The 21,401-nt window shown below is 67.8% G+C and carries 22 protein-coding genes and 1 pseudogene; 21 read left to right on the forward strand and 2 right to left on the reverse strand.

Translation table 11 applies throughout. From position 1 onward, the window contains the following. Nucleotides 1–81 precede the first annotated feature (81 nt). Genes ABAZ39_RS16125 through leuD form a run of 12 tightly spaced genes read left to right on the forward strand, consistent with a single transcriptional unit; the run spans nucleotide 82 to nucleotide 13,649 of the window. Complete coding sequence (locus ABAZ39_RS16125) at nucleotides 82–954, forward strand: branched-chain amino acid ABC transporter permease (protein WP_014197324.1); 873 nt, start codon at nucleotides 82–84, stop codon at nucleotides 952–954. After that, nucleotides 951–1,949 (forward strand): branched-chain amino acid ABC transporter permease, encoded by a 999-nt coding sequence (locus ABAZ39_RS16130; protein ID WP_040133982.1) that lies wholly within the window; start codon nucleotides 951–953, stop codon nucleotides 1,947–1,949. The genes ABAZ39_RS16125 and ABAZ39_RS16130 overlap by 4 nt, the downstream gene beginning before the upstream one ends. Next, the gene (locus tag ABAZ39_RS16135) at nucleotides 1,936–2,682 is read left to right on the forward strand and encodes an ABC transporter ATP-binding protein (RefSeq protein WP_040133983.1); all 747 of its coding nucleotides are present in this window, start codon (nucleotides 1,936–1,938) and stop codon (nucleotides 2,680–2,682) included. The genes ABAZ39_RS16130 and ABAZ39_RS16135 overlap by 14 nt, the downstream gene beginning before the upstream one ends. Then, the gene (locus ABAZ39_RS16140) at nucleotides 2,675–3,388 is read left to right on the forward strand and encodes an ABC transporter ATP-binding protein (protein ID WP_040133984.1); all 714 of its coding nucleotides are present in this window, start codon (nucleotides 2,675–2,677) and stop codon (nucleotides 3,386–3,388) included. Before ABAZ39_RS16135 ends, ABAZ39_RS16140 begins: the two co-directional genes overlap by 8 nt. 25 nt (nucleotides 3,389–3,413) lie before the next feature. Further along, nucleotides 3,414–4,841 carry an MmgE/PrpD family protein gene (locus ABAZ39_RS16145; protein ID WP_040133985.1) on the forward strand — a complete coding sequence of 476 codons (1,428 nt, stop codon included), beginning with the start codon at nucleotides 3,414–3,416 and terminating at the stop codon, nucleotides 4,839–4,841. A 1-nt stretch (nucleotide 4,842) separates the two neighbouring features. After that, nucleotides 4,843–5,745: an isocitrate lyase/PEP mutase family protein gene (locus ABAZ39_RS16150; protein ID WP_040133986.1), complete on the forward strand. Its 903-nt coding sequence runs from the start codon at nucleotides 4,843–4,845 to the stop codon at nucleotides 5,743–5,745. Further along, on the forward strand, nucleotides 5,742–7,487 hold the full coding sequence (locus ABAZ39_RS16155) for a hydantoinase B/oxoprolinase family protein (RefSeq protein WP_040133987.1): 1,746 nt from the start codon (nucleotides 5,742–5,744) through the stop codon (nucleotides 7,485–7,487). The genes ABAZ39_RS16150 and ABAZ39_RS16155 overlap by 4 nt, the downstream gene beginning before the upstream one ends. A 19-nt stretch (nucleotides 7,488–7,506) precedes the next feature. Then, on the forward strand, nucleotides 7,507–9,585 hold the full coding sequence (locus tag ABAZ39_RS16160) for a hydantoinase/oxoprolinase family protein (RefSeq protein ID WP_040133988.1): 2,079 nt from the start codon (nucleotides 7,507–7,509) through the stop codon (nucleotides 9,583–9,585). Beyond that, a complete protein-coding gene (locus ABAZ39_RS16165) occupies nucleotides 9,582–10,208 on the forward strand; it encodes a cysteine hydrolase family protein (RefSeq protein ID WP_040133989.1) in 627 nt (208 codons plus the stop codon). Before ABAZ39_RS16160 ends, ABAZ39_RS16165 begins: the two co-directional genes overlap by 4 nt. Next, on the forward strand, nucleotides 10,205–11,632 hold the full coding sequence (locus tag ABAZ39_RS16170) for an FAD-dependent oxidoreductase (RefSeq protein ID WP_040133990.1): 1,428 nt from the start codon (nucleotides 10,205–10,207) through the stop codon (nucleotides 11,630–11,632). The genes ABAZ39_RS16165 and ABAZ39_RS16170 overlap by 4 nt, the downstream gene beginning before the upstream one ends. Then, nucleotides 11,629–13,050, forward strand: a complete 1,422-nt coding sequence (leuC, locus tag ABAZ39_RS16175; protein WP_040133991.1) for a 3-isopropylmalate dehydratase large subunit — start codon at nucleotides 11,629–11,631, stop codon at nucleotides 13,048–13,050. Before ABAZ39_RS16170 ends, leuC begins: the two co-directional genes overlap by 4 nt. Nucleotides 13,051–13,052: 2 nt before the next feature. Next, a complete protein-coding gene (gene leuD / locus ABAZ39_RS16180; protein WP_040133992.1) occupies nucleotides 13,053–13,649 on the forward strand; it encodes a 3-isopropylmalate dehydratase small subunit in 597 nt (198 codons plus the stop codon). A gap of 15 nt (nucleotides 13,650–13,664) precedes the next feature. On the opposite strand, the gene ABAZ39_RS16185 is transcribed toward leuD, so the two are convergent. After that, nucleotides 13,665–14,561 carry a diguanylate cyclase gene (locus tag ABAZ39_RS16185; RefSeq protein ID WP_040133993.1) on the reverse strand — a complete coding sequence of 299 codons (897 nt, stop codon included), beginning with the start codon at nucleotides 14,559–14,561 and terminating at the stop codon, nucleotides 13,665–13,667. A gap of 110 nt (nucleotides 14,562–14,671) precedes the next feature. On the opposite strand from ABAZ39_RS16185, the pseudogene ABAZ39_RS16190 reads away from it, so the two are divergent. From ABAZ39_RS16190 to ABAZ39_RS16220, 9 genes and pseudogenes are all read left to right on the forward strand, one after another. Then, nucleotides 14,672–14,830 (forward strand): annotated as a pseudogene (locus tag ABAZ39_RS16190) (IS630 family transposase); the annotation flags it as partial. A 153-nt stretch (nucleotides 14,831–14,983) separates the two neighbouring features. Further along, complete coding sequence (locus ABAZ39_RS16195) at nucleotides 14,984–15,379, forward strand: hypothetical protein (RefSeq protein ID WP_144243573.1); 396 nt, start codon at nucleotides 14,984–14,986, stop codon at nucleotides 15,377–15,379. A gap of 21 nt (nucleotides 15,380–15,400) precedes the next feature. After that, nucleotides 15,401–15,985, forward strand: coding sequence for a hypothetical protein (locus ABAZ39_RS16200; RefSeq protein ID WP_144243574.1), 585 nt, complete (start codon nucleotides 15,401–15,403; stop codon nucleotides 15,983–15,985). A gap of 712 nt (nucleotides 15,986–16,697) precedes the next feature. Next, nucleotides 16,698–16,889 carry a helix-turn-helix domain-containing protein gene (locus ABAZ39_RS34300; protein ID WP_081863098.1) on the forward strand — a complete coding sequence of 64 codons (192 nt, stop codon included), beginning with the start codon at nucleotides 16,698–16,700 and terminating at the stop codon, nucleotides 16,887–16,889. A 13-nt stretch (nucleotides 16,890–16,902) separates the two neighbouring features. Further along, nucleotides 16,903–17,136, forward strand: a complete 234-nt coding sequence (locus tag ABAZ39_RS35655; RefSeq protein ID WP_144243575.1) for a hypothetical protein — start codon at nucleotides 16,903–16,905, stop codon at nucleotides 17,134–17,136. Further along, entirely contained in the window at nucleotides 17,129–18,574 is a 1,446-nt protein-coding gene (locus ABAZ39_RS16205; protein WP_063922691.1) for a DnaB-like helicase C-terminal domain-containing protein, read from the forward strand. The genes ABAZ39_RS35655 and ABAZ39_RS16205 overlap by 8 nt, the downstream gene beginning before the upstream one ends. A gap of 12 nt (nucleotides 18,575–18,586) precedes the next feature. Beyond that, nucleotides 18,587–19,606, forward strand: coding sequence for a hypothetical protein (locus ABAZ39_RS35660; RefSeq protein WP_144243576.1), 1,020 nt, complete (start codon nucleotides 18,587–18,589; stop codon nucleotides 19,604–19,606). Then, nucleotides 19,603–20,763 (forward strand): hypothetical protein, encoded by a 1,161-nt coding sequence (locus tag ABAZ39_RS16215; protein ID WP_040133997.1) that lies wholly within the window; start codon nucleotides 19,603–19,605, stop codon nucleotides 20,761–20,763. Before ABAZ39_RS35660 ends, ABAZ39_RS16215 begins: the two co-directional genes overlap by 4 nt. 149 nt (nucleotides 20,764–20,912) lie before the next feature. Next, a complete protein-coding gene (locus ABAZ39_RS16220) occupies nucleotides 20,913–21,137 on the forward strand; it encodes a hypothetical protein (protein WP_040133998.1) in 225 nt (74 codons plus the stop codon). Nucleotides 21,138–21,230: 93 nt separating this feature from the next. On the opposite strand, the gene ABAZ39_RS36175 is transcribed toward ABAZ39_RS16220, so the two are convergent. Next, complete coding sequence (locus ABAZ39_RS36175) at nucleotides 21,231–21,386, reverse strand: hypothetical protein (RefSeq protein ID WP_160174834.1); 156 nt, start codon at nucleotides 21,384–21,386, stop codon at nucleotides 21,231–21,233. Nucleotides 21,387–21,401: the final 15 nt, after the last annotated feature.

Raw genomic sequence — 21,401 nt, forward strand, 5'->3', positions numbered from 1 at the left:
GCATTTCCCCATCCGTCCCGCGGCGCCGCGCAGCGGCCGCCTGGTCGGGCGGGGGACCATTTCCCTCATGCGCGGGCAGCCATGTATTCACCTCAGATCATCCTGGAAGCGGCGCTGAACGGGCTGATGACCGGCGCGGTCTACGCGCTGATCGCCCTCGGCCTGACGCTGATCTACGGCGTGCTCCACATCATCAACTTCGCCCACGGCGCGCTGCTGACCTGCGCGATGTTTGCGGTCTGGGTCGCCTGGGCCTGGCTCGGCCTCGACCCCTATCTGGTGATCGTGCCGCTGGTGCCGTTGATGTTCGTGCTGGGTTACGGGCTGCAACGCTTCGTCATCGGGCCGGCCAGCCACGGCGACGACGGCAATATCCTGCTGGTCACGCTCGGCCTGTCGATCGTGCTGGAGAATGTGCTGCTGGCCGTCTTCCAGTCGGATACCCGCACCCTCGACACCGATTATTCCTTCCAGGTGGTCGCGCTGGGGCCGCTGCTGCTCTCCTACCCGCGGGTGATCGGGCTGGGGGTCGCGGTGGTGGTGACCGGGCTGCTCTGGCTCGTGCTGAACCGCACCGACACCGGCAAGGCGATCCGCGCCGTTGCCAAGGAGAAGCTGGGCGCCAATCTGGTCGGCATCGACGTGCCGCATGTCTACGCCATCACCTTCGGGCTGGGCTGCGCCTGCCTCGCCGTGGCGGCCGGCCTGCTGATGCCGACCTTCTACGTCAACCCGCGCATCGGCAGCGCCTTCGTGCTGGTCGCCTTCACGGTGGTGGTGCTGGGTGGCATGGGCTCGCTTCCCGGCGCGCTGCTCGGCGGCCTGTTCATCGGTGTGGTGGAGAGCCTGTGCGGCCTCTTCCTGGGCGACAGCCTGGGGCAGATCGGCATCTTCCTGATCTTCATCGCCGTGCTGCTGGTGCGGCCGACCGGCCTGTTCGGAGCCAAGGCATGACCGCGCGCGACCTGATCCCGATCGCCGTCCTGGCAGTCCTCGCCGCGCTGCTGCCGCTGGTGGTGACGTCCAGCCCGGTGATGAACTTCCTCGTCTTCACGCTGATCGTGGCGCTGGGCGCGCAGGGCTGGAACATCCTGGGCGGCTTCGGCGGCCAGTTCAGCTTCGGCCACGCCGCCTTCTTCGGCACCGGCGCCTATGTGACGGCGATCCTGCAACTGCGCTACGGCGTCAACGCCTGGGCCGGGCTGCTGCTGGCGATGGCGGCGGGGGCGGCGGTCGCCTGGGTGATCGGCTTCCTCAGCTTCCGCTCCGGCCTGCGCGGCTCCTACTTCGCGTTGGTGACGCTGGCCTTCGCCGAGGTGTTCCGCATCCTCGCCAACGCGGCCTCCTTCACCGGCGGCGCCGCCGGCCTGCTGATCAAGCTGGACGTCCACCCCGCCAACCTGCAGTTCGCCGACCGCGCCGTCTTCTATTGGCTGGTCCTCGCCTTCGTCACCGGGGTGCTGCTGCTGACGCGCTGGATCCAGCGCTCGCGCTTCGGGGCGCAGCTCGTCGCGGTGCGCGAGAACGAGGACGCCGCCAAGGCGCTGGGCGTCGACTCCCTGAAGGTGAAGCTGCGCGCCATGGCCCTGTCGGGCGCGGTGACGGCGCTGTCCGGCTGCCTCTACGCCCAGTATTTCCTCTACATCGACGCCCACATCGCCTACGGCAGCTGGATCTCGGTGGAGCTTCTGCTCGCCCCGATCATCGGCGGCGTCGGCACGGTCTTCGGGCCGGTGGTGGGGGCCCTGACCCTGCATGGGCTGGGCGAACTCGCCAAGCAATTCGCCGGCCGCATCCCCGGCATCGATCTGATCGTCTTCGGCAGCGTTCTGGTGCTGGCCGTCGCCTTCGCCCGCGGCGGCATCCTGGGCCTGCTGGAGCGTCTGCGCGACCGCGGCCGCGGGTTGGTGACGCGCGGCGCCAAGGAGGTGTCCCATGCTGGCCGTTGAGTCCGTCTCCAAGCGCTTCGGCGGCCTGATGGCGGTGGACAACGCATCGCTCGCGCTGGAGCCCGGCGGCATCATCGGCTTGATCGGGCCGAACGGCGCCGGCAAGACGACGCTGTTCTCGATGATCTCCGGCTTCGTTGCACCCAGCGACGGGCGGATCCTGTTCGAGGGCACCGACATCACCGGCGAGGAGCCGCACCGCCGCGCCGAGCGCGGCATCGGCCGCACCTTCCAGATCGTCCAGCCCTTCGCCGGGTTGACGGTGTGCGAGAACATCGCGGTCGGCGCCTATCTGCGCCACGCCAAACGCGCCGATGCCATTGGCAAGGCGCGCGAGGTGGCCCGCCGCGTCGGGCTGGCGGCCGAGCTGGACCGGCCGGCCGGCGGCCTGACGGTGGCCGGGCGCAAGCGGCTGGAGCTGGCCCGTGCGCTCGCCACCGAGCCGAAGCTGCTGCTGCTGGACGAGGTGCTGGCCGGCCTGAACCCGTCGGAGATCCGCGACATCATCCCGGTGATCCGGGGCATCCGCGACGAAGGGGTGACGATCCTGATGATCGAACACGTCATGCAGGCGGTGATGAACCTGTGCGAGCGCGTCTATGTGCTGGCGCAGGGCCGCATGATCGCCGAGGGCAAGCCCGCCGTCGTCTGCGCCGATCCCCGCGTGATCGAGGCCTATCTCGGCCACGGCGCCGCCGCCCGTCTGGCGGCGGAGGGGGCGGCCCATGGCTGACGCGCTTCTGAGCATCCAGGGGCTGAAGACCGGCTACGGCGCCACCGAGGTGCTGCGCGGCATCGACATGGCCGTGCTGGATCGCGAGATCGTCACGGTCCTCGGCTCCAACGGCGTCGGCAAGACGACGCTGAACAAGGTGCTGTCGGGTGTGCTGCCGCCCTGGGCGGGCGAGATCCGCTTCGCCGGCAACCGCATCGACGGCCGCTCCGCCGCGCGCATCGTGGAGGAGGGGCTGATCCAGGTGCCGGAAGGCCGCAAAATCTTCCCCAACCTGTCGATCCGCGAGAATCTGGAGCTGGGCAGCTATCGGCGCGGCAAGCCGAACCGGGCGCGGAACCTGGAGCGCATCTTCACCACCTTCCCCCGCCTGAAGGAGCGCGAGAGCCAGCTCGCCGGTACGCTGTCGGGCGGCGAACAGCAGATGCTCGCCATCGGGCGCGGCATGATGGCCGAACCGCTGCTGCTGATCCTCGACGAACCGTCGCTCGGCCTATCGCCGCTGGTGGTCGAGGAGATGTTCGGGCTGATCCGCCAACTGAACGCGGGCGGGCTGGCGATCCTGCTGGTCGAGCAGAACGTCGTCCAGTCGCTGGAGGTCGCCCGCCGGGCCTACATCCTCGAAAACGGTGTCTTCGCGCTGTCGGGACCGTCCGACGAGATCGCGCGCGACCCCGAATTGAAACGCACCTATCTCGGCCTCTAGGGGCCGTCCGCTCGGGAGCGGTGACATGACAAGCCTGTCCTTTGACGTGAAGCCGGCGAGCGCGCTGCTCGCCGCCGCCCGGCCGTCCTGGCTCGACCGTTGGGGCACCTTCGCCGCCGGCCTGACCTTTGCCGACCTGCCGGCCCCGGTGGTGGAGCGGGCGAAGCTGGTGCTGCTGGACTGCGTCGGCGTGATCGCCGCCGGCATGCAGGAGCCGGAATGCCAAGCGCTGGCGGGCCGCATGGCTGAGACCGGCGGTTCCGGCGACTGCGCGGCCATCGGCAGCGGCCGGGGCTTCGCCGCCGGGTCCGCCGCCTTGCTCAACGGGCTGGCCGGAACCATGCTGGAGCTGGACGAGGGCAACCAGTACGCCCGCGGCCATCCGGCGATCCACGTCGTGCCGGCCCTCCTCGCCGCCGGGCCGCGCCTGAAATCCTCCGGCGCCGACCTGCTGACCGCGCTGGCGCTCGGCTACGAGATCGGATCGCGCATCGGCATCGCCGCCAAGCTGCTGGTCACCACCCATCCCCATGGCACCTGGGGCACCGCGGGGGCGGCGCTGGCCGTCGCCCATCTGAACCGCGCCGACGCGGCGATGATGATCGAGACGCTCAACATCGCCTCCACCCTCGGCCTCGCCACCAGCCGGCGGACGATGCTGGAGGGCGGCACGGTGCGCAACGCTTACGCCGGGGTGTCGAACCAGCTCGGCCTGACCGCCTGGGATCTGGCGGCGAGCGGCATCATCGGCGAGACCGACGGGATCGGCAGCGTGTTCGGCGGCGTCATCGCCAGCGACTTCCGGCCGGAGCTGATGGTCGAGGAACTGGGCGAACGCTGGGAGATCGCCCGCAACTACTTCAAGCGCCACGCCGCCTGCCGCTACACCCACGGCGCGCTCGACGCGCTGGGCGACATCGTGGCGAAGGCCGGCGGGCGGATCGACCCGGCGGAGGTCGCGGCCATCGAGGTCGATACCTACGTGTGGGCCGCCCAGCTCGACGGGGCGGAACCGAAGAACATGCTGGCCGCGAAGTTCTCGCTGCCCTTCGCCCTGGCGACCTTCCTCGCCAACGGCGCCGCCACCCCCGACGCCTTCCGCGATGGCGCCCGCCGGGACGTGACGACCCGCGAGCTTGCCCGCCGGGTGACCGTGCGCGAGGACCGCGGCCTGACCGCCCGCCTTCCCGGCCTCCGCCCGGCCCGCGTCCGCCTGACCCTGGCCGACGGCCGGCGCTTCGAGGCGGAGGCGCTGACCAACAAGGGCGACACCGAGGACCCTTACAGCCCGGACGAGGTGCGCGCCAAATTCGCCGACCTCGCCGGTCCGGTCTGGGGTGCGTCCCACGCCGCCGCCATTGCCGACTGCGTCGCGTCGATCGACCGCACGGCCGACCTTTCAACCCTGACCCGGCTTCTGTCGGCGCCCGCCGCCGCCGGGGGGAGTGTCTGAGATGACCCGACCCGATCTCACCTTCAAACAGCGGCTCGCCGAGGACCGCGTCGTCCTGGCTCCCGGCGTCTACGACGCCTTCACCGCCTCTCTGGCGGCGGGGGCGGGGTTCGAAGCGCTGTACCTGTCGGGTGCGGCCATCGCCTACACCCGGCTCGGCCGGCCCGACATCGGGCTGGTGTCGGTCAGCGAGGTGGCGGACACCATCGCGCTGGTGCGCGACCGCGTGCCGACGCCGCTGGTGGTGGACGCCGACACCGGCTACGGCAACGCGCTGAACGTGCAGCGCACCGTGCGCATGTTCGAGCGGGCCGGCGCCAGCGCCCTGCAGCTTGAGGACCAAAGCTTTCCCAAGCGCTGCGGCCACCTGACCGACAAGGCGGTGATCCCGGCCGGCGAGATGGCCGGCAAGATCAAGGCGGCGGTCGATGCCCGTACCAGCGAAGGCACGTTGATCATCGCCCGCACCGACGCGGTGGCGGTGGAGGGCGTCCCGGCGGCGCTCGACCGCGCCCGGCTCTACGTCGAGGCCGGCGCCGACGTGCTGTTCGTCGAGGCGCCGAAGAGCCGTGAGCAGCTCTCCGCCATCGCCACCGATTTGGGCGGCATCCGACCGCTGCTCGCCAACATGGTGGAGGGCGGGCAGACGCCGATCAGCTCCGCCGCCGACTTGGGCGAGCTGGGCTACCGGCTGGTGATCTTCCCCGGCGGCATCGTGCGGGCGCTGGCCCGGCAGGCGCAGGACTATTACGGGTCGCTGGCCCGGCACGGCACCACCCAGCCCTTCCGCGACCGCATGTTCGACTTCAACGCGCTGAACGATCTCATCGGCACGCCGGAGATGCTGGCGCTCGGCGAAACCTACAAGGACTTCACCTCCGCCAAGCGGGAGGACGCAGCATGACCACCAAAAGCCACACCATCGACCCCGTCACGCTGGCCGTCCTCAAGGGCCGGCTGGAGCAGATCGCCGACGAGATGGACGCGACGCTCTACCGCTCGGCCTTCAACCCGATCATCGCCGAGGCGCGCGACGCCTGCCACGGCCTCTACCACGCCGAGACCGGCGCCACGCTGGTGCAGGGCACCAACGGCCTGCCGATCTTCGTCGGCGCCATGGCCTTCGCGGTGAAGGCGGTGATCGACAAGGTGGCGCGGGAGGGCGACCTGCACCCCGACGACATCTTCCTGTTCAACGACCCCTATGACGGCGGCACCCATCTGAACGACTTCCGGCTGGTGCGGCCGATCTTCCGCCAGGGCCGGCTGTTCTGTTGGATGGCGTCGGTCGGCCATTGGCTCGACATTGGCGGCAACGTGCCGGGCAACTTCAACGCGCGGGCCACCGACAGCTTCCAGGAGGGCGTGCGCATCCCGCCGGTGAAGCTGGTCAAGGCCGGGGCGATGAACCATGACCTGCTGGCGATCCTCGCCGCCAACTCCCGCGTGCCGGTGTCCAACTACGGCGACCTGAACGGGCAGCTCAACGCGCTCGACCTTGGCGTGCGCCGCCTGAGCGAACTGCTGGACGAGCATGGCGAGGACACCGTCGCCGCCGCCTTCGACGCCTTCACCGCGCGGGCCGAGGCGCTGATGCGCAGCGCCCTGTCCAAGCTGCCCGACGGCACCTACAGCTTCGAGGATTATCTCGACAACGACGGCATCACCGCCGACCGGCTGCGCATCGTGCTCGACCTGACCATCGCGGGCGACCGCATGGTGCTGGATTTCTCCCGCTCCTCGGTCCCCTGCGCCGGGCCGCTCAACATCGCCTATTCCACGGCGGTCGCCTGCTGCTACGTCGCGCTGAAGCACGTCTTCACCGACGTGCCGGCCAACGCCGGCTGCCTCAACCCGATCACCTTCGTCATCCCCGAGACGACGCTGCTGGCGGTGAAGCCGCCCAAGCCGGTCGGCGGCTACACCGAGACCATCCTGCGCGTCATCGGCGTGGTCTTCGGGGCGCTGGCCCTGGCCGACCCGGCCCGCGCCACCGCCGCCCCCTTCGGCACCATCAACGCGCTGTCGCTGGCCGGCCACCGTCCGGACGGTTCGCGCTGGGTGATGTTCTCCTTCTTCGGCGGCGGCCTGGGCGGCAACCCGGAGAGCGACGGGCTGAACCACGCCAACAACCCGATCTCCACCGCCACCATCCCGCCGGTGGAAATCCTCGAGGCGGCCTATCCGGTGATGTTCACCCAATGGGCGCTGCGCCCGGATTCCGCCGGGGCCGGCCTGCACCGCGGCGGGTTGGGCGCCGTCTACGAGATCGAGGCGCTGACCGCCGCCGACGTCTTCCTGCTGGGCGAGCGCGGCGTCTTCGCGCCCTTCGGGGTGGCCGGCGGCACGCCCGCGGCGCTGAACCGCTTCGTCTGGCAGAGCGACGAGGGCGAGAAATCGCCGCCGCTCGCCTCCAAGGTCACCGACGTGAAGATCCGCGATGGCCAGCGCGTCCGGCTGGAGACGCCGGGCGGCGGCGGCTGGGGCGATCCGCGCCGCCGCGACGCCGAGGCTGTGGCCCGTGACGTGCGGCTCGGCTACCTCGGCCGCGACGCGGCGCGCAGCGCCTACGGCGTGGCGCTGACCGACGACGGCGCGCTTGACGTCGCCGCCACCGCGGCGCTCCGCGAAACCCCCGCCGCCTGACGAATCCGGAAGCAAGACCATGAGCGCGAGCAATTCCATCCCCGGTGGTGCCATCGTCGGCGTCGATGTCGGCGGCACCTTCACCGATCTGTTCCATTACGACGAGGCGCGCGGCAGCTTCCGCACCGCCAAGGTCCCCTCCAACCGCGGCGACGAGGCGGTCGGCTTCCTCGCCGGCCTGCAGAGCTTCGGCGCGGTCGCCGAGCTGGGCTCCATCGTCCACGGCACCACGGTCGGCACCAACGCGCTTTTGGAGCGCAAGGGCGCCAAGGTCGGGCTGATCACCACCGCCGGCTTCCGCGACGTGCTGGAGATGCGTCGCCGCGACCGCCGCCAGACCTGGGGCCTGTGGGGCGACTTCGTCCCCGTGGTCGACCGCGATCTGCGGCTGGAGGTCGCGGAGCGCACGCTGTCCGACGGCACCGTCCGCGCCGCCGTCGATCCGGAGGAGGTGCGCGCCTGTGCCCGCCGGCTGGCCGAAATGGGGGCGGAGGCGCTGGCCATCGTCTTCATCAACGCCTACGCCAACCCGGCCAACGAGCTGGCGGCGCTGGAGGCGGCGCGCGAGGTCTGGCCCAACGCCAACCTCGAATGCTCGTCGCGCATCCTGCCGGAGATCCGCGAGTTCGAGCGCACCTCGACCACCGCGCTGAATGCCTATCTCCAGCCGGTGGTCGGCAGCTACCTCGCCAAGCTCGACAACGCACTGGCGGGGGAGGGGTTCGGCGGCCGCTTCCACATCGTGCAGTCGAACGGCGGCGTCATGTCCACCGACACCGCGCGGCGCCTGCCGGTGCGCACCGCCCTGTCCGGGCCGGCGGCCGGCGTCATCGCCGCCGCGGCGATTTCCAAGGCGGCGGGCTTCCCCAACGTCATCACCGGCGACCTCGGCGGCACCAGCTTCGACGTGTCGCTGGTGGTGGAGGGGCAGACCATGCTGGCCGCCCAGACCACCATCGACTTCGGTCTGGTCGTTCGCACGCCGATGATCGAGATCACCACCATCGGCGCCGGCGGCGGCTCCATCGCCGGGGTCGATCCCGGCGGCATGCTCCAGGTCGGGCCGGAGAGCGCCGGTTCGCGGCCGGGGCCGGTCTGCTACGGCCAGGGCAACACCCGCCCGACGCTGACCGACGCCAACGTGCTGCTCGGCCGCATCAACGCGGAGCGGCCGATCGGCGGCAAGCTCGTCCGGCTGGACGTGGACGCCGCCCGCACCGCCATCGCCACCCACGTCGCCGAGCCGCTGGGGCTCGACGTCATGGCGGCGGCGGAGGCGGTGGTGCGCATCGCCAACAGCAAGATGGCCGGCGCTATCCGCCTCGTCTCCATCGAGCGTGGGCACGATCCGGCCAAGTTCGCCGCCGTGCCCTTCGGCGGCGGCGGCGCGCTGCATGTCGGCGCGCTGATCAAGGAGGTCGGGCTGAAGGCGGCGCTGGTGCCGCGCTTCCCCGGCGTGACCTCAGCGCTCGGCTGCGTCATCGCCGACATCCGCCACGATCAGGTGCAGACGGTGAACCTGCCGCTGGCCGGCATCGACGCCGCGTCGCTCGACCGCCGCATGGTCGAGGAGGCGACCGCCGCCCGCGCTATGGTGGAGTCCGCCGGTCTCAGCGTCGAGCGCATCGACCTCGTCTTCGAACTCGACATGCACTACATCGGCCAGACCCACACGGTCGCCGTGCCGCTGCCGGTGTCGGTGGCGAACGGGACCACGGGTGTCGACGAGGCGACCATCCGCGCCGCCTTCGAGCGGGCCTATCAGGCGTCCTTCAGCCGGCTGCTGCCGGGGGTGGGCGCCAAGATCGTCAACCTGCGCACCGCCGCCATCGGCCGCCGTCCGCATTTCGACCTCGCCGCCCTGGCCCCGGCCGCCGGAACGACGGTGGAGAGCGCCTACGCCGGTTCGCGGCCCGTCTGGTTCGACGGGGCGTGGCACGAGACGGCGGTCTACAACCGCTTGGACCTGCCGGTCGGCGCCCACATCCAGGGGCCGGCCATCCTGGAGCAGCCCGACGCCACCACCGTCATCGACCCCGACCTGAGCGCCCGCGTCGATGGCTACGGCAACGTCATCGTGGAAAGGAGCGCCCGATGAGCGCCACCGCCATTCCGGCCCCAAATCTCATTGGGCGCACCGCTCTGCTGGTCTGCGACCTGCAGAACGATTTCCTCCACCCGGAGGGAGCGTATGGCCGCGCCGGCCAGACGGCGCCGGAAATCCTGGCCCTGCCGGAGCGGGTGAAGCCGTTGGCCGACCTGCTGCGGTCGCGCGGCGGCTGGGTGATCTCGACCAACTTCACCCTGGTGCCGGGCCGCGGTGGCGAGCCGATGATCTCCCCCCATCTGAAGGCGTTGCGCCCCTTCCTGGCGAAGGGCGACTTCCAACCGGGCGGCTGGGGGCACCGCACGGTGGACACGCTCCAGCCCGTCGATGTCGAGGTGGAGAAGATCGCCTATTCCGCCTTCTACATGTCGCGGCTGGAGTGGGTGCTGCGCAAATGCGGGGTGGAGCGGCTGCTGGTGTGCGGCATCGTCACCAACGGCGGCGTCGCTTCGACCGTGCGCGACGCCCATGTCCGCGATTTCGACACCATCTTGCTGGAGGACGGCTGCGCCGCCTTCACGCCCCAGGTCCACGACGTCTCGGTCGCTGCACTGCGCCCGGTCTGCCGCGTGGCGACGGTCGCGGCGATGCTGGAGGAGCTGTCCGCGCCATGAGCCGCATTCTGTCCGCCGAGGGCGTGACGTTTGAATTCACGGTGCCCGTCGTCGTGATCGGCGGCGGAGCGGCTGGGATGATCGCCGCGCTCGCCGCCCATGAACGCGGGGCGGAGGTGCTGGTGCTGGAGCGCGACGCGCTGCCCCAGGGCTCCACCGCCCTGTCGGCCGGCCTGATCCCGGCGCCGGGCACGCGCTGGCAGCGCGCCGCCGGGATCGAGGACAGCCCGGAGCGCTTCGCTGCCGACATCATCGCCAAGGCGAAGGGGGAGCCCGACCCGGCAGACGTGTCCCGCGTCGCCCGCGCCGTCGGCCCGGCGCTGGAATGGCTGGCCGACCGCTACGGCCTGCCGTTCTCGGTGGTCGACAACTTCACCTATCCCGGCCACAGCGCCCGGCGCATGCACGGGCTGCCCAGCCGGTCGGGGGCGGAACTGATCGACCGGCTGCGTGGCGCCGTAGAAGCCGCCGGCATTGATGTGCTGTGCGAGGCGCATGTGACCGCGCTCTACGCCGACGACGGCCCGCGCGTCCGCGGCGTCGAGGTCACCCGGCCCGACGGCAGCGTCGAGCGGGTCGGCTGCGCGGCGCTGATCCTCGCCTGCAACGGCTATGGCAGCAACCGGGCGCTGGTCGAGCGCCATGTCCCGGAACTGGCCGACGCGCTCTATTTCGGCCATCCCGGCAACCAGGGCGACGCTCTGCTCTGGGGCGAGGCGCTGGGGGCGGCGACGCGGCACCTGTCGGGGCACCAGGGCCACGGCTCGGTCGCCCATCCCGCCGGTATCCTGGTCACCTGGGCGACGGTCACCGAGGGCGGCGTGCAGGTGAACACCGAGGGCAAGCGCTTTTCCAACGAGGCGCAGGGCTACTCGGAGCAGGCCGCCGTCGTGCTGCGCCAGCCCGACGGCATCGCCTGGACCGTCTTCGACGAGCGCATCGCCGCCGTCGCCCGCCAGTTCGAGGATTTCCGGCAGGCCGAGGCGATGGGCGCGGTGCTCAGCGCTGACAGCCCGGCGGACCTCGCCCGTCTGATGAAGGTCGACGCGGACGCCCTGGCTGCCACCTTGGCCGAGGTCGGCCGGTTGAAGGCAGCGGGGGGAAGCGACGGCTTCGGCCGGAGCTTCGCCGGCTCGGCGCCGCTGGTGGCACCTTATCGCGCCGTCCGCGTCACCGGCGCCCTGTTCCACACCCAGGGTGGGCTGGTGGTCGATGACGGTGCCCGCGTCGTGAGCGGGGAGGGCGGGGCGCTGCCCAACCTCTACGCCGCCGGCGGGGCCGCCTGCGGCGTGTCGGGATCGAAGGCGTCCGGCTACCTGTCCGGCAACGGGCTGCTGACCGCGGTGGCGCTGGGGCGCATCGCCGGGGCGGCGGCAGCAGACGCCGTGGCCGCGGACGCCGTTAAGGAGGAAAGCAACCAATGACGCAGTCCCCCCGCAGCCTGTTCGACAAGGTTTGGGACGCCCATCTGGTGGCGACCCGGCCGGACGGGCAGGCGCTGCTCGCCATCGACCGCCATTTCCTGCACGAGGGGTCGTTCCACGCCTTCGGCATGATCGACCATGCCAAACGCGCGGTGCGGCGGCCGGAGCTGACCTTCGCCGTCGCCGACCATTACGTGCCTTCGCACAGCCGCGCCAAGCCGATCGCCGATCCGGAGATCGCCAACATGGTGACGATGCTGGAGGCGAACGCCGGGCGCCACGGCCTGCGCCATTTCGGCCTGCACGACCCGGCGCAGGGCATCGTCCATGTGCTGGCGCCGGAGCAGGGGCTGACCCTGCCGGGCCTGACCATCGTCTGCGGCGACAGCCACACCTCCACCCACGGCGCCTTCGGCGCGCTCGCCTTCGGCATCGGCGCCACCGAGGTATCGCATGTGCTGGCGACCCAGACGCTGTGGCAGCGCCGGCCCAGGACCATGCGCGTCACCGTCGACGGCGAGTTGGGCGCGCATGTGACGGCAAAGGACCTGATCCTGGCGGTGATCGGCTTCATCGGTGCCGACGGGGCAGCCGGCCACGTCATCGAATACGCAGGAAGCGCCATCCGCGCCCTGTCGATGGAGGGCCGGCTGACCGTCTGCAACATGTCGATCGAGGCGGGGGCGCGGGCCGGCATGATCGCCCCCGACGACACCACCTTCTCCTGGATCGAGGGGCGGAATTACGCTCCGAAGGGTGACCTGTTCGACCGCGCCGTCGCGCATTGGCGGACCCTGCCCAGCGACCCGGAGGCCGCCTTTGACCGCGAGGTGTCGCTCGACGCCGCGGCCATCGCCCCGTCGGTCACCTGGGGCACCAGCCCCGAGACCGCGGTGCCGGTCACCGGTACGGTTCCCGATCCCGGCGCCGAGAGCGACCCGGTGCGCGCCGGCCAGATGCGCAAGATGCTCGATTACATGGGGCTGACCCCCGGCACGCGGCTGGAGGAGGTCGGCATCGACCGCGTCTTCATCGGCTCCTGCACCAACGCCCGGTTGGAGGATCTGCGCGCCGCCGCCGCTGTTCTGCGGGGCCGCCGCGCCGCGGTGCCGGGGCTGGTGGTTCCGGGATCGGTTCCGGTGCGCCGTCAGGCGGAGGCGGAGGGGCTGGACCGCGTCTTCACCGACGCCGGCCTGGAGTGGGGCGAGCCCGGCTGTTCGATGTGCGTCGGCATCAACGGCGACCTCGTCCCGGCGGGGGAGCGCTGCGCCTCGACCACCAACCGCAACTTCCCCGGCCGCCAGGGGCCGAACGCGCGCACGCATCTGATGAGCCCGGCGATGGCCGCCGCCGCCGCCGTGACCGGCAAACTCACCGATGTACGGACGCTCGATGTCCGCAAGCTGGGAGCTTCATAAGGATGGACCCCTTCGTCACGCTGACCGCACCGGCGGTGCCGCTCGACATCGCCAACATCGACACCGACCAACTGCTCCCGGCGCGCTTCCTGAAGAAGCCGCGCAGCGCCGGTTACGGCAACTTCCTGCTCCATGACGAACGCAAGCCGGGCTTTCCGCTGGACGACCCGGCCTATGCGGGCGCCCGCGTGCTGGTGACCGACCGCAATTTCGGCTGCGGGTCGTCGCGGGAGGGGGCGGTCTACGCGCTGGTGGACGGCGGATTCCGCTGCGTCGTCGCCCCCAGCTTCGGCGACATCTTCGCCGCCAACGCCGCCAAGAACGGCCTGCTGACCATCACCCTGCCGGAGGAGACGGTGGCGGACCTGCGCCGCCAGTTGCAGGAGAGGCCAGGCGCCGCCGTCACCGTGGACCTGCCGGCCCAGACCCTGACCGGTCCGGACGGCCAGCCACTGCCCTTCGCCATCGACCCGTTCAAGAAGGAATGTCTGATCGAAGGCCTCGACGACGTGGCCCTGACGCTGCGTCACCAGGACGCCATCGACGCCTTCGACCGCGCCGACGCCGAGGCCCGGCCCTGGCTGGTGCCAGGAACTTGACGGCTTGATGCCGGATTACGGTGCCGCGTCGCACACCACCCGGTTGCGGCCACCATTCTTCGCGCGGTACAGCGCCTCGTCCGCCCGCGCCAGCACCGCGGCGACGCTGGTCTCGCCCGGCCGCAGCGCGCTGACTCCGATGCTGACGGTGAAGGTGAGGACGGACCCGGCGCCGTTGGCGATGCGCACATCGGTTCCGGCCAGCGCCCGGCGCAGCCGCTCCGCCAGCAGCGCCGCTCCCTGCGGCGGTGTCTCGGGCAGCAGGATGGCGAACTCCTCGCCGCCCAGCCGGCCCAGGACGTCCGCGCCGCGCACCATGGACCGGCAGACCCGGACCACCGTACGGATGGCCTCGTCCCCGGTGGCGTGACCGTAGGTGTCGTTGACCTTCTTGAAGTGGTCGATGTCCAGCATGATCGCCGACAGCGGCTGACCGTTGCGTTGGGCCCGCGCCACCTCGTCGGCGGCCCGCGCCATGAATCGCCCGCGGTTCAGCGCCCCGGTCAGCGAATCGGTGGTGGCAAGCCGTTCCAGCTGGCGCTGCATGTCGACCACGCGGGAGGCGGCGAGCAGGCGGGCGCGCAGCCATGTCAGGTCCAGCGGCTTGCGGAGGAACTCGTCGGCGCCGTTCTCCACGACCTCGAAGAACTGGTTGGTGATGCTGCCGGGGATCATCAGCATGAGATAAAGGTGCCGTTCCCGCTGCGCCGCGCGCAGATGCCAGCAGACCTCCACGCCCTCCATCTCGCCGACGCGGAAATCAACGAGCGCGATGTCGATGGGCTCGTCGCGGCAGCGGGCCAAGGCCATCTGGCCGCTTTCGGCAAAAGTCGCCTGATGGCCGAAGCCTTCAAGCTGCTGGCACAGCACCGTGCGCGCCATGCGCGAATCGTCCACCACCAAAATCCGCATGCGGCCTCCACGACCATTGCTTCAGAGAAGCACAAAGCCCTGAAGGAAACATTACAACCGTATGGATTTTCGAATGATGCCAGCGAGCGGAACCGCTGACTCGCTGAGAGGGATTCACGGCACCGATGGTGCTGGATGGGCCGATGACCGGGCGGTGGTTCCTGGCCGATGTCGAGCAGATCCTGTGCCCGACGCTGCAAGCGGGCGATGTCGTGATGATGGACAACCTGCCGGCCCATAAAAGCGCGGCGGTGCGGGGCTCACCAGAAGACTGCACAGTGCCCTGGCCCCGCACGGAACACTACATGCGATGATCGCGGAATGGAGATCATGCCAGGGCGGCCCGGCACACTTCGCGCTTGCATCCTTGACGATGCTTCCGGACATTACCGGAGATTGTCCTGTCGCAGCTTGGTATGCACATGCGCGCGCTGCTTCCCATCCACCGCCCTCTGGCCACCGCCGTGGCCTTCCTCATGCTGGCGGGGTGCAACGTGCCACAAGCCAATGATCCAAACACTGTGGTGGCGCTGCGCTGGGAGCGTCCGAACTCCAGCCAGACCGATTTCCAAGCCGACGTTGCGCGATGTGACTATGAAGTCAGTGCCGTGGTTCCGCCCGCCCAATATCACCCCTTCGCGACCAACGTATGGGTGCTTCTCCAAGATCAGATCAATATCTCCGACGCAGAGTCCCGAATGCGCGCACTGATGGAGAAGTGTCTGCTCGCCCATGACTGGCAGAAGGTTGCCCTGTTTGCCAACGCACGCACAAGCCACCCTCAAGCCCTCGAATTCAAACCACGCCAACTGCAGTAATCATTTATGGAGGAAATCACTGTGAAGCTGGTTCCCCTTGCCCTGACCGCCGCCTTGGTACTGGCGGTATCCGCGTGCCAGCAGACCAAGTTCTATGCCGGCGGCGCCACCTTCGATACGAAGGAGGAGGCATTGACCTTCACGCGCAACGTCACATCAGCCACTGTCCAGCAGATCCAACCATTGCCAAGCCCGATCGCCGATACTCTTACGATTGTGGTGCCCACGCGCGAGCATGCGGCGGCCATTTTGAAGGCAGGCAACCCCAACCCTCCCCCAGACTACCTCGATTATCTCTCCGATGCCGCCGTTATCAACTGGTCGCTTCCTGCACAACAGGTGGAGCGTCGGGGCTCCTTCAAACGCGTAATCGTCCAACAAGCCGAGGCGCCTTCGCTTGCCGACATTAAGCCGGGCGGTTACCTGCTCTGGCTTGAGGCGCCAACGCGCGCCCAGTTCTTCTTCCATGTTGCTGAACGCGGCGCAACGAAGACGAGCCAGCTCGAACTGCGCGACCTCTCAGCCAGTTCTCCACGCGACCAAGTGATGAATTTTCTCGAGTCGTTGGAGCAGTACGTGCGCACCCACCCACCCCAGAAATCTTGATGCCGGTGACGAGCCGTCTTCTTCGGCAGGATGACACGCTCTCGGTCACACCCACTACAGCCGGCCGCTCGCCGCGACTGCGCTACCCGCCTCCCTACCCATGATCAGGGACCGGCTTCCGGCGGTCAAGGCGATGGTTGGCGAAGGACATATCGAGCTAAAAGCCAGAAAACTTGCGGGTTTGGCGGGGTTCGACGAAATTTGGCGAAGAAGAAATTGGCGGATGGGGTGTCCGCTTACACTTGAATAAAATCAAATAGTTAACATAGGGATGCCTCTTTTACCCATCAAAAAACCCATCAACAGGCGCCGATGAAGAGCGAAGTGCCGCGAACCTCAGCGACACTTTTGCAGCAAATGTTTGGCTCCTTCTCCAACTCCTTCTCCAACTCCTTCTCCGGCTTGATCTCCAAGTCGTTCTCCAGCTCGCGCACTATGTTGAGAACGAGCAAAAATACGCAAAACATGAGAATAGCAGATTGATCATTAAGTTGCTGAAGTGAGTGTTTTCTCAATTGGAAAATCTCAATGCCTTGATTTTCTGATATTTTCAAATTTCTCGACAAACAAAATGGAATTTGAGTCGGCTAGAGGCTTGACCTAGAAAATTCGAATCGCATAGTCGAAGCTGTGTGAACGCCAGCGCTTTGTCGCGCTAGCACACAATCCCCCACGAAACACTCATGCGTATGGAATTTAAAAGGAGTTTGCTATGCAGACGAACCAGATCGCTCTTTCTGTTGCTGAAGCCAAGGCAAAAATTGGCGTAGGGACGACTAAGTTCTATGAGCTTCTGAACGAGGGTAAGATTGAAGCTGTGAAAGTTGGGCGGAAAACTCTGGTTTTGACTGACTCATTGGAAAAGTATGTGGCGAACCTCCCTCGCCGGCCGATCAAAAACTGACGAGGAGAGCCGCATGAGCATTCCGTTCGAGCGGCTCGTGAAGTCCCTGGAGCTGACCAAGTCTGTACACGACGGGGAGGCGCTGCCCGCTGTGCGCCATGCCAATTGGATTTCGACCGAACTCGGATTGATGTCGGCAGATCTCGTGCAGAAGCCAGCTACGTCACGCCCCCATCAGCAGCCACGAGGTGATGACCGAGAAGGTTCTGCCGCAGAATCGGACTATGGTGAGGTGCAGGATGCCTGATGGCAGTACATTATGGTCGATTATTGGTGAACTTCCGCACAATGAGGAAGCCGAGCAGGGGTTGCTCGGCGCGCTGCTGATAAATAACAGGCTTTTCCCAAAGGTCGCCGGATTCCTGCGGCCAGAACACTTCTACGACCCGGTGCACCAGTGCATTTACGCGGCCATCGCCACGTTGATCGAGCGTGGCGACCCTGCGACCCCGCCGACGCTGGCCCCGTTCTTCGCCGACGATCCTGATCTGCAGGCCAACGGCGGCGCCGGCTATCTGGCGCAGCTGGTCGGCGGCGAGCCCATAGTGGCGAACGTCGAATACTACGGCCGGACGATCCTCGACCACTACCAGCGCGCCCGGTTGATCGAGGTGGCTGGCCGCGCGCTGGAAGAGGCGCGCCGGTTCCGAATGGATGTCTCCGCCGCCGACATCATCGGCACCATGGAAGCGAACCTGATGGCGCTGGAGGATTCCGCACCGCAGGTGAAGCCGCTGGTGACCGTCCGCGCCGCGGTGGAGGAGGCTATCGCCGCCGCGGACGGCGCGGCCCGAGCTGGCACAGCGATCAGCGGCATCACCACGGGCCTGAAGGACCTCGACTGGCGTACCGGTGGCCTCCAGCGGGGCGAACTGATCATCATCGGCGCCCGTCCTTCGATGGGAAAATCCGACTTGGCGTGGAACATCGCGGTCAACGCCGCGCGGGTGGCTGCGGCCGGCGGCTATGGCGGGGCGAGGGTGCTGGTGTTTTCCCAGGAGATGCCACCCCGACAGCTTGGCGCGCGCCTACTTGCCCGGGAAGCTGGTGTGCCGACCGATCGTCAGCGACGCGGCGAAGTGACCGACGCCGAATTCGTCCGCTTCGCCCAGGCCATCCCCGATCTACCGCTTTGGCTTGATGGGACCTCCCGCGTCACGCCGGCCTATGTGATGCGCCGGGCCCGTCGGCTTCAGCGCCGACACAGGCTCGACCTGATCGTGATCGACCACCTTGCGATCATGGGCGCTCCGGATGGCTTTCGGCACCAGGGCGACACGGCGGTGGTGACGGAGATCACGCGCGAACTGAAGGGTGTGGCGACCTCTCTCGATGTGCCGGTGCTGCTGCTGTCCCAGCTCTCCCGACAGGTGGAGATGCGTGAGGACAAGCGGCCGACGCTCTCCGACCTTCGGCAATCCGGTTCCATCGAGCAGGACGCCGACACGGTCATGTTCCTCTACCGGGATGAATATTACCTCCGCCGGGCCGAACCGGTGCGGCGGCAGGGCGAATCCGACGACACCTTCAACGCGCGCTGCGAAGTATGGCAGCAACAACTCGACGCTGCGCTCAACGTGGCCGAGGTGATCGTCGCTAAGCAGCGGATGGGACCGATCGGCACCGTTAGCCTCCACTACGACGGTGCTTATAGCGCCTTTTCCGACCTCGATCACAGCAACTAGGGCGCCGATATCATGGCCCGCATCCGCACGATCAAGCCCGAGTTCTGCACCTCCGAACAGGTCGCCGAATGCTCGCCGACCGCTCGCCTACTGTTCATCCTCATGTGGCCCTTCTGCGACGACCGGGGGGTCCACCCGGACTCGGCGAAACGGCTAAAGATGCAGTGCTTCCCGGCCGATGACTTTACCGCGGCGGCCATAGAAGGCCTTTTGAATGAACTGGTCGCGCAGGGCCTTCTGCGCCGATTTGAGGTTGATGGGCAACGGTTCTTGCACGTCACGGGCTGGGAAAAACACCAGAAGATTGATAAGCCGAACTACAAGTGGCCGGCTCCGCCAACCAGCAATAGCGCAAATTCGACCTCTGGTGCGCGAGAGGAAGTTGACCATTCGGCGAATGTTCAGGATCAGTCGGCGACTGGTCGCCGAACGGTCGCCGAATCCTCACCCCCGGAAGGGAGAGGAGTGGAGAGGAGTGGAGAGGAAAGGAAACCACCACCCCTTTCCCCCTCCGACCGCGGTAATCTGCCCGCCGAACCGGCCATGGTGGTGGTGAAGGCCTTCATGGCCGCTCGCAACGAACGATGGCCGGAAGCCATGCCGGCGACGATCATCTCCACGCAGGCCGAGCACGCCAAGGTGCTGCTGGCTGAGCCTGGGGCAACGGTCGATCTGGTCTGCGACCTTGTCCGGCATGGCGTAGCAGGCTGGAACGGCCCGGAGCCCCCCGGAGGCGTCGGAGCCCTGCGCCAGTCAGTTCGCAATCGGATTGCCCAGCACAAACGAGCCCAGGAGGGTGGCGGCGCGTCGAAGTCGTCCGGAAGCTCGAGTTCCGGCCCGCGCTCCGTTGATCCGCATGCACAGGAGCGAGGTTGGCTGCGGCGATTCGTCAAAAATGGCCGGTGGGAGCCCGAGTGGGGGCCGAAATTGGGGCACCAGATGAACCGCATCCCGCATCGGATCATCGTTGAGGAACTGGGTGCCGAGCGTGCTGCCGAGTTTGGAATCGTGATTGAAAAGGAAGACGCATGACCGCGATCACCCCCAAGCCTACCGCCGCACCCGAGACCGCCATCAGCGAGCGGCCGCCGGCCGATATTCCGCGGTGGCTGGCCCGCCGCCGGGACATGCCGGAAATCTTGTCCGGCAGGACTGCCGGCGGTGATAGTGAGCTTAACGTTCATTTTCGCGCCGAACCCGTCCCCGGCGGATTGCGTCTGGTGGACGTGTCAGAGGAAATCGCCGCCAAGCTCCAGGCCGCAGCAGCGGAGAAGCTGAAGGCGGAGCAGGCGGCCCAGGTCCAGCAAGTTGCCCGTGTCGGCGCCACCGGCCCGACGCACCACCGCGGCCAGCACGGCGAACTTCGGCAGGAGCATGCAGACCGTGCAGGCGAGAAACGCCACCGTGTCGTCTCGGCACTGGTGAGCCTGTTCGAGGGGCGCCACCTCACGCCGCTACACCTTGACGCGGGCAAAAAGCTGGCGACCGATGCCGAGGCATTGTCGGGAGGCAAGCCGGCCCCTGGCTACGCCGATCCCGCGGTGGATTGCAGCACTGGCGGCGGGAGAGCGTGGGAGGACTTCCTGATCGAGGCCGGAACCCGCTTCCGCAAGGCCCGTGCCGCCGTCACGGCGCTGCCGGCTTTCGAGGAGATCGAGCTGTGGCCCCTTGTCGATGCGGTGGTGGTGCAGGGGCGGTATCTGACCGACGTAGCAGGAAGCAAGGCGAAGTCCGTTCTGAACCGTTACCGCACGGCGCTGCGGATCGGGCTGGAGGAGGTCGGTGCGTGCTACGGTCTGCCGGTTCGCCACGAGTTCATCGTGGAATCTGTAATCGTCTGCGGCGCCACCGCAGAGGTTCAAATCATCCAGGAACCGGATGAAACGTGGCGAGCCCGCGCGTTGAACTGGAGGCCCTGGGTCGCGGTGGCGCGGGATCGTAAGGCCATGTTCGCGAAAGCGCGTGACGAGCTCCTCGATGTGGTCGCGCGCGAAACCGGCTTCACTTCAGGCCGCAAATCTCTTGTCCAGGTGGAGAAGGCTTTGAGGGATGACCGTCTCCGCGGAATTGCCCAAGCTCAGGCTGAGAGGAAGGCCGCCGCGGACAAAATCGAAAGTGATCTGAAAAATATGGAACAGGAGAAAAATAAAGTTTTGCGAAGGAAGGTGGCGACAACCCCCTTGGAATGAAGAACGAAACGTGACCCTATTTCCATGCTGTGCGAAGCGCGTGCACAGGAAGTTACCCCGCGAACCGGTATTCGTTTTGAGGGGGTTTTCTTCGATCAACAGCCCGCCCGGCAGTGCCGCGGCGGGCTTTGCATTTCAAGGAATCGCACATGCTGAAGGATCAATCGACCGCCACCAACGGGAGCGGGATCGGTAGTCTGCCGCCAGCCGACATCAACGCTGCTGTCATCGCAGCCATGGACGGCGAGGCCGCCTCGATCTGCCGTGCCGCCGGCCGTATGGCGCAACTTCACCCGGAACACGCTGAAGCACTCTTCGGAGCCGCCTCGCAAGTCGCCGCTGTGGTGCAGCAGATCGCCGACGGCGGGGGCTGACAGCCTACCGAAGCCCGAGGTAGGCGAAGAGAGGGAACCCCGCCATGGCCGACACCGCGCAGTGGATGGCGGCCAGTGCAGCAGCGGCTTGGGCTATGCCGACGGGCGATGCGCAAGGCCTGCAGCGATATGGTAGATGTCATCTGGAGATTGTTGGACTTCGTGGCCGCTGGGATTGTCGACCACATTCAAGAGTTCGATGTCGTCGATGGTATCGCTTGTAATCGGTTGATTGTTCTGGGTGTTCATGGTCCTCCTAAGGGC

It is taken from the genome of Azospirillum argentinense, from assembly GCF_000632475.1.
Lineage (GTDB): Bacteria > Pseudomonadota > Alphaproteobacteria > Azospirillales > Azospirillaceae > Azospirillum > Azospirillum baldaniorum.

Coding starts and splice junctions, on each gene's coding strand:
- ABAZ39_RS34300 (WP_081863098.1), top strand. CDS start 16,698: ATGCAGACGAACCAGATCGCTCTTTCTGTTGCTGAAGCCAAGGCAAAA.
- ABAZ39_RS16220 (WP_040133998.1), top strand. CDS start 20,913: ATGCTGAAGGATCAATCGACCGCCACCAACGGGAGCGGGATCGGTAGT.
- leuC (WP_040133991.1), top strand. CDS start 11,629: ATGACGCAGTCCCCCCGCAGCCTGTTCGACAAGGTTTGGGACGCCCAT.
- ABAZ39_RS35660 (WP_144243576.1), top strand. CDS start 18,587: ATGGCCCGCATCCGCACGATCAAGCCCGAGTTCTGCACCTCCGAACAG.
- ABAZ39_RS16140 (WP_040133984.1), top strand. CDS start 2,675: ATGGCTGACGCGCTTCTGAGCATCCAGGGGCTGAAGACCGGCTACGGC.
- ABAZ39_RS36175 (WP_160174834.1), bottom strand. CDS start 21,386: ATGAACACCCAGAACAATCAACCGATTACAAGCGATACCATCGACGAC.
- ABAZ39_RS16165 (WP_040133989.1), top strand. CDS start 9,582: ATGAGCGCCACCGCCATTCCGGCCCCAAATCTCATTGGGCGCACCGCT.
- ABAZ39_RS16195 (WP_144243573.1), top strand. CDS start 14,984: ATGCGCGCGCTGCTTCCCATCCACCGCCCTCTGGCCACCGCCGTGGCC.
- leuD (WP_040133992.1), top strand. CDS start 13,053: ATGGACCCCTTCGTCACGCTGACCGCACCGGCGGTGCCGCTCGACATC.
- ABAZ39_RS16170 (WP_040133990.1), top strand. CDS start 10,205: ATGAGCCGCATTCTGTCCGCCGAGGGCGTGACGTTTGAATTCACGGTG.
- ABAZ39_RS16135 (WP_040133983.1), top strand. CDS start 1,936: ATGCTGGCCGTTGAGTCCGTCTCCAAGCGCTTCGGCGGCCTGATGGCG.
- ABAZ39_RS16185 (WP_040133993.1), bottom strand. CDS start 14,561: ATGCGGATTTTGGTGGTGGACGATTCGCGCATGGCGCGCACGGTGCTG.
- ABAZ39_RS16155 (WP_040133987.1), top strand. CDS start 5,742: ATGACCACCAAAAGCCACACCATCGACCCCGTCACGCTGGCCGTCCTC.
- ABAZ39_RS35655 (WP_144243575.1), top strand. CDS start 16,903: ATGAGCATTCCGTTCGAGCGGCTCGTGAAGTCCCTGGAGCTGACCAAG.
- ABAZ39_RS16125 (WP_014197324.1), top strand. CDS start 82: ATGTATTCACCTCAGATCATCCTGGAAGCGGCGCTGAACGGGCTGATG.
- ABAZ39_RS16145 (WP_040133985.1), top strand. CDS start 3,414: ATGACAAGCCTGTCCTTTGACGTGAAGCCGGCGAGCGCGCTGCTCGCC.
- ABAZ39_RS16150 (WP_040133986.1), top strand. CDS start 4,843: ATGACCCGACCCGATCTCACCTTCAAACAGCGGCTCGCCGAGGACCGC.
- ABAZ39_RS16205 (WP_063922691.1), top strand. CDS start 17,129: ATGCCTGATGGCAGTACATTATGGTCGATTATTGGTGAACTTCCGCAC.
- ABAZ39_RS16215 (WP_040133997.1), top strand. CDS start 19,603: ATGACCGCGATCACCCCCAAGCCTACCGCCGCACCCGAGACCGCCATC.
- ABAZ39_RS16160 (WP_040133988.1), top strand. CDS start 7,507: ATGAGCGCGAGCAATTCCATCCCCGGTGGTGCCATCGTCGGCGTCGAT.
- ABAZ39_RS16130 (WP_040133982.1), top strand. CDS start 951: ATGACCGCGCGCGACCTGATCCCGATCGCCGTCCTGGCAGTCCTCGCC.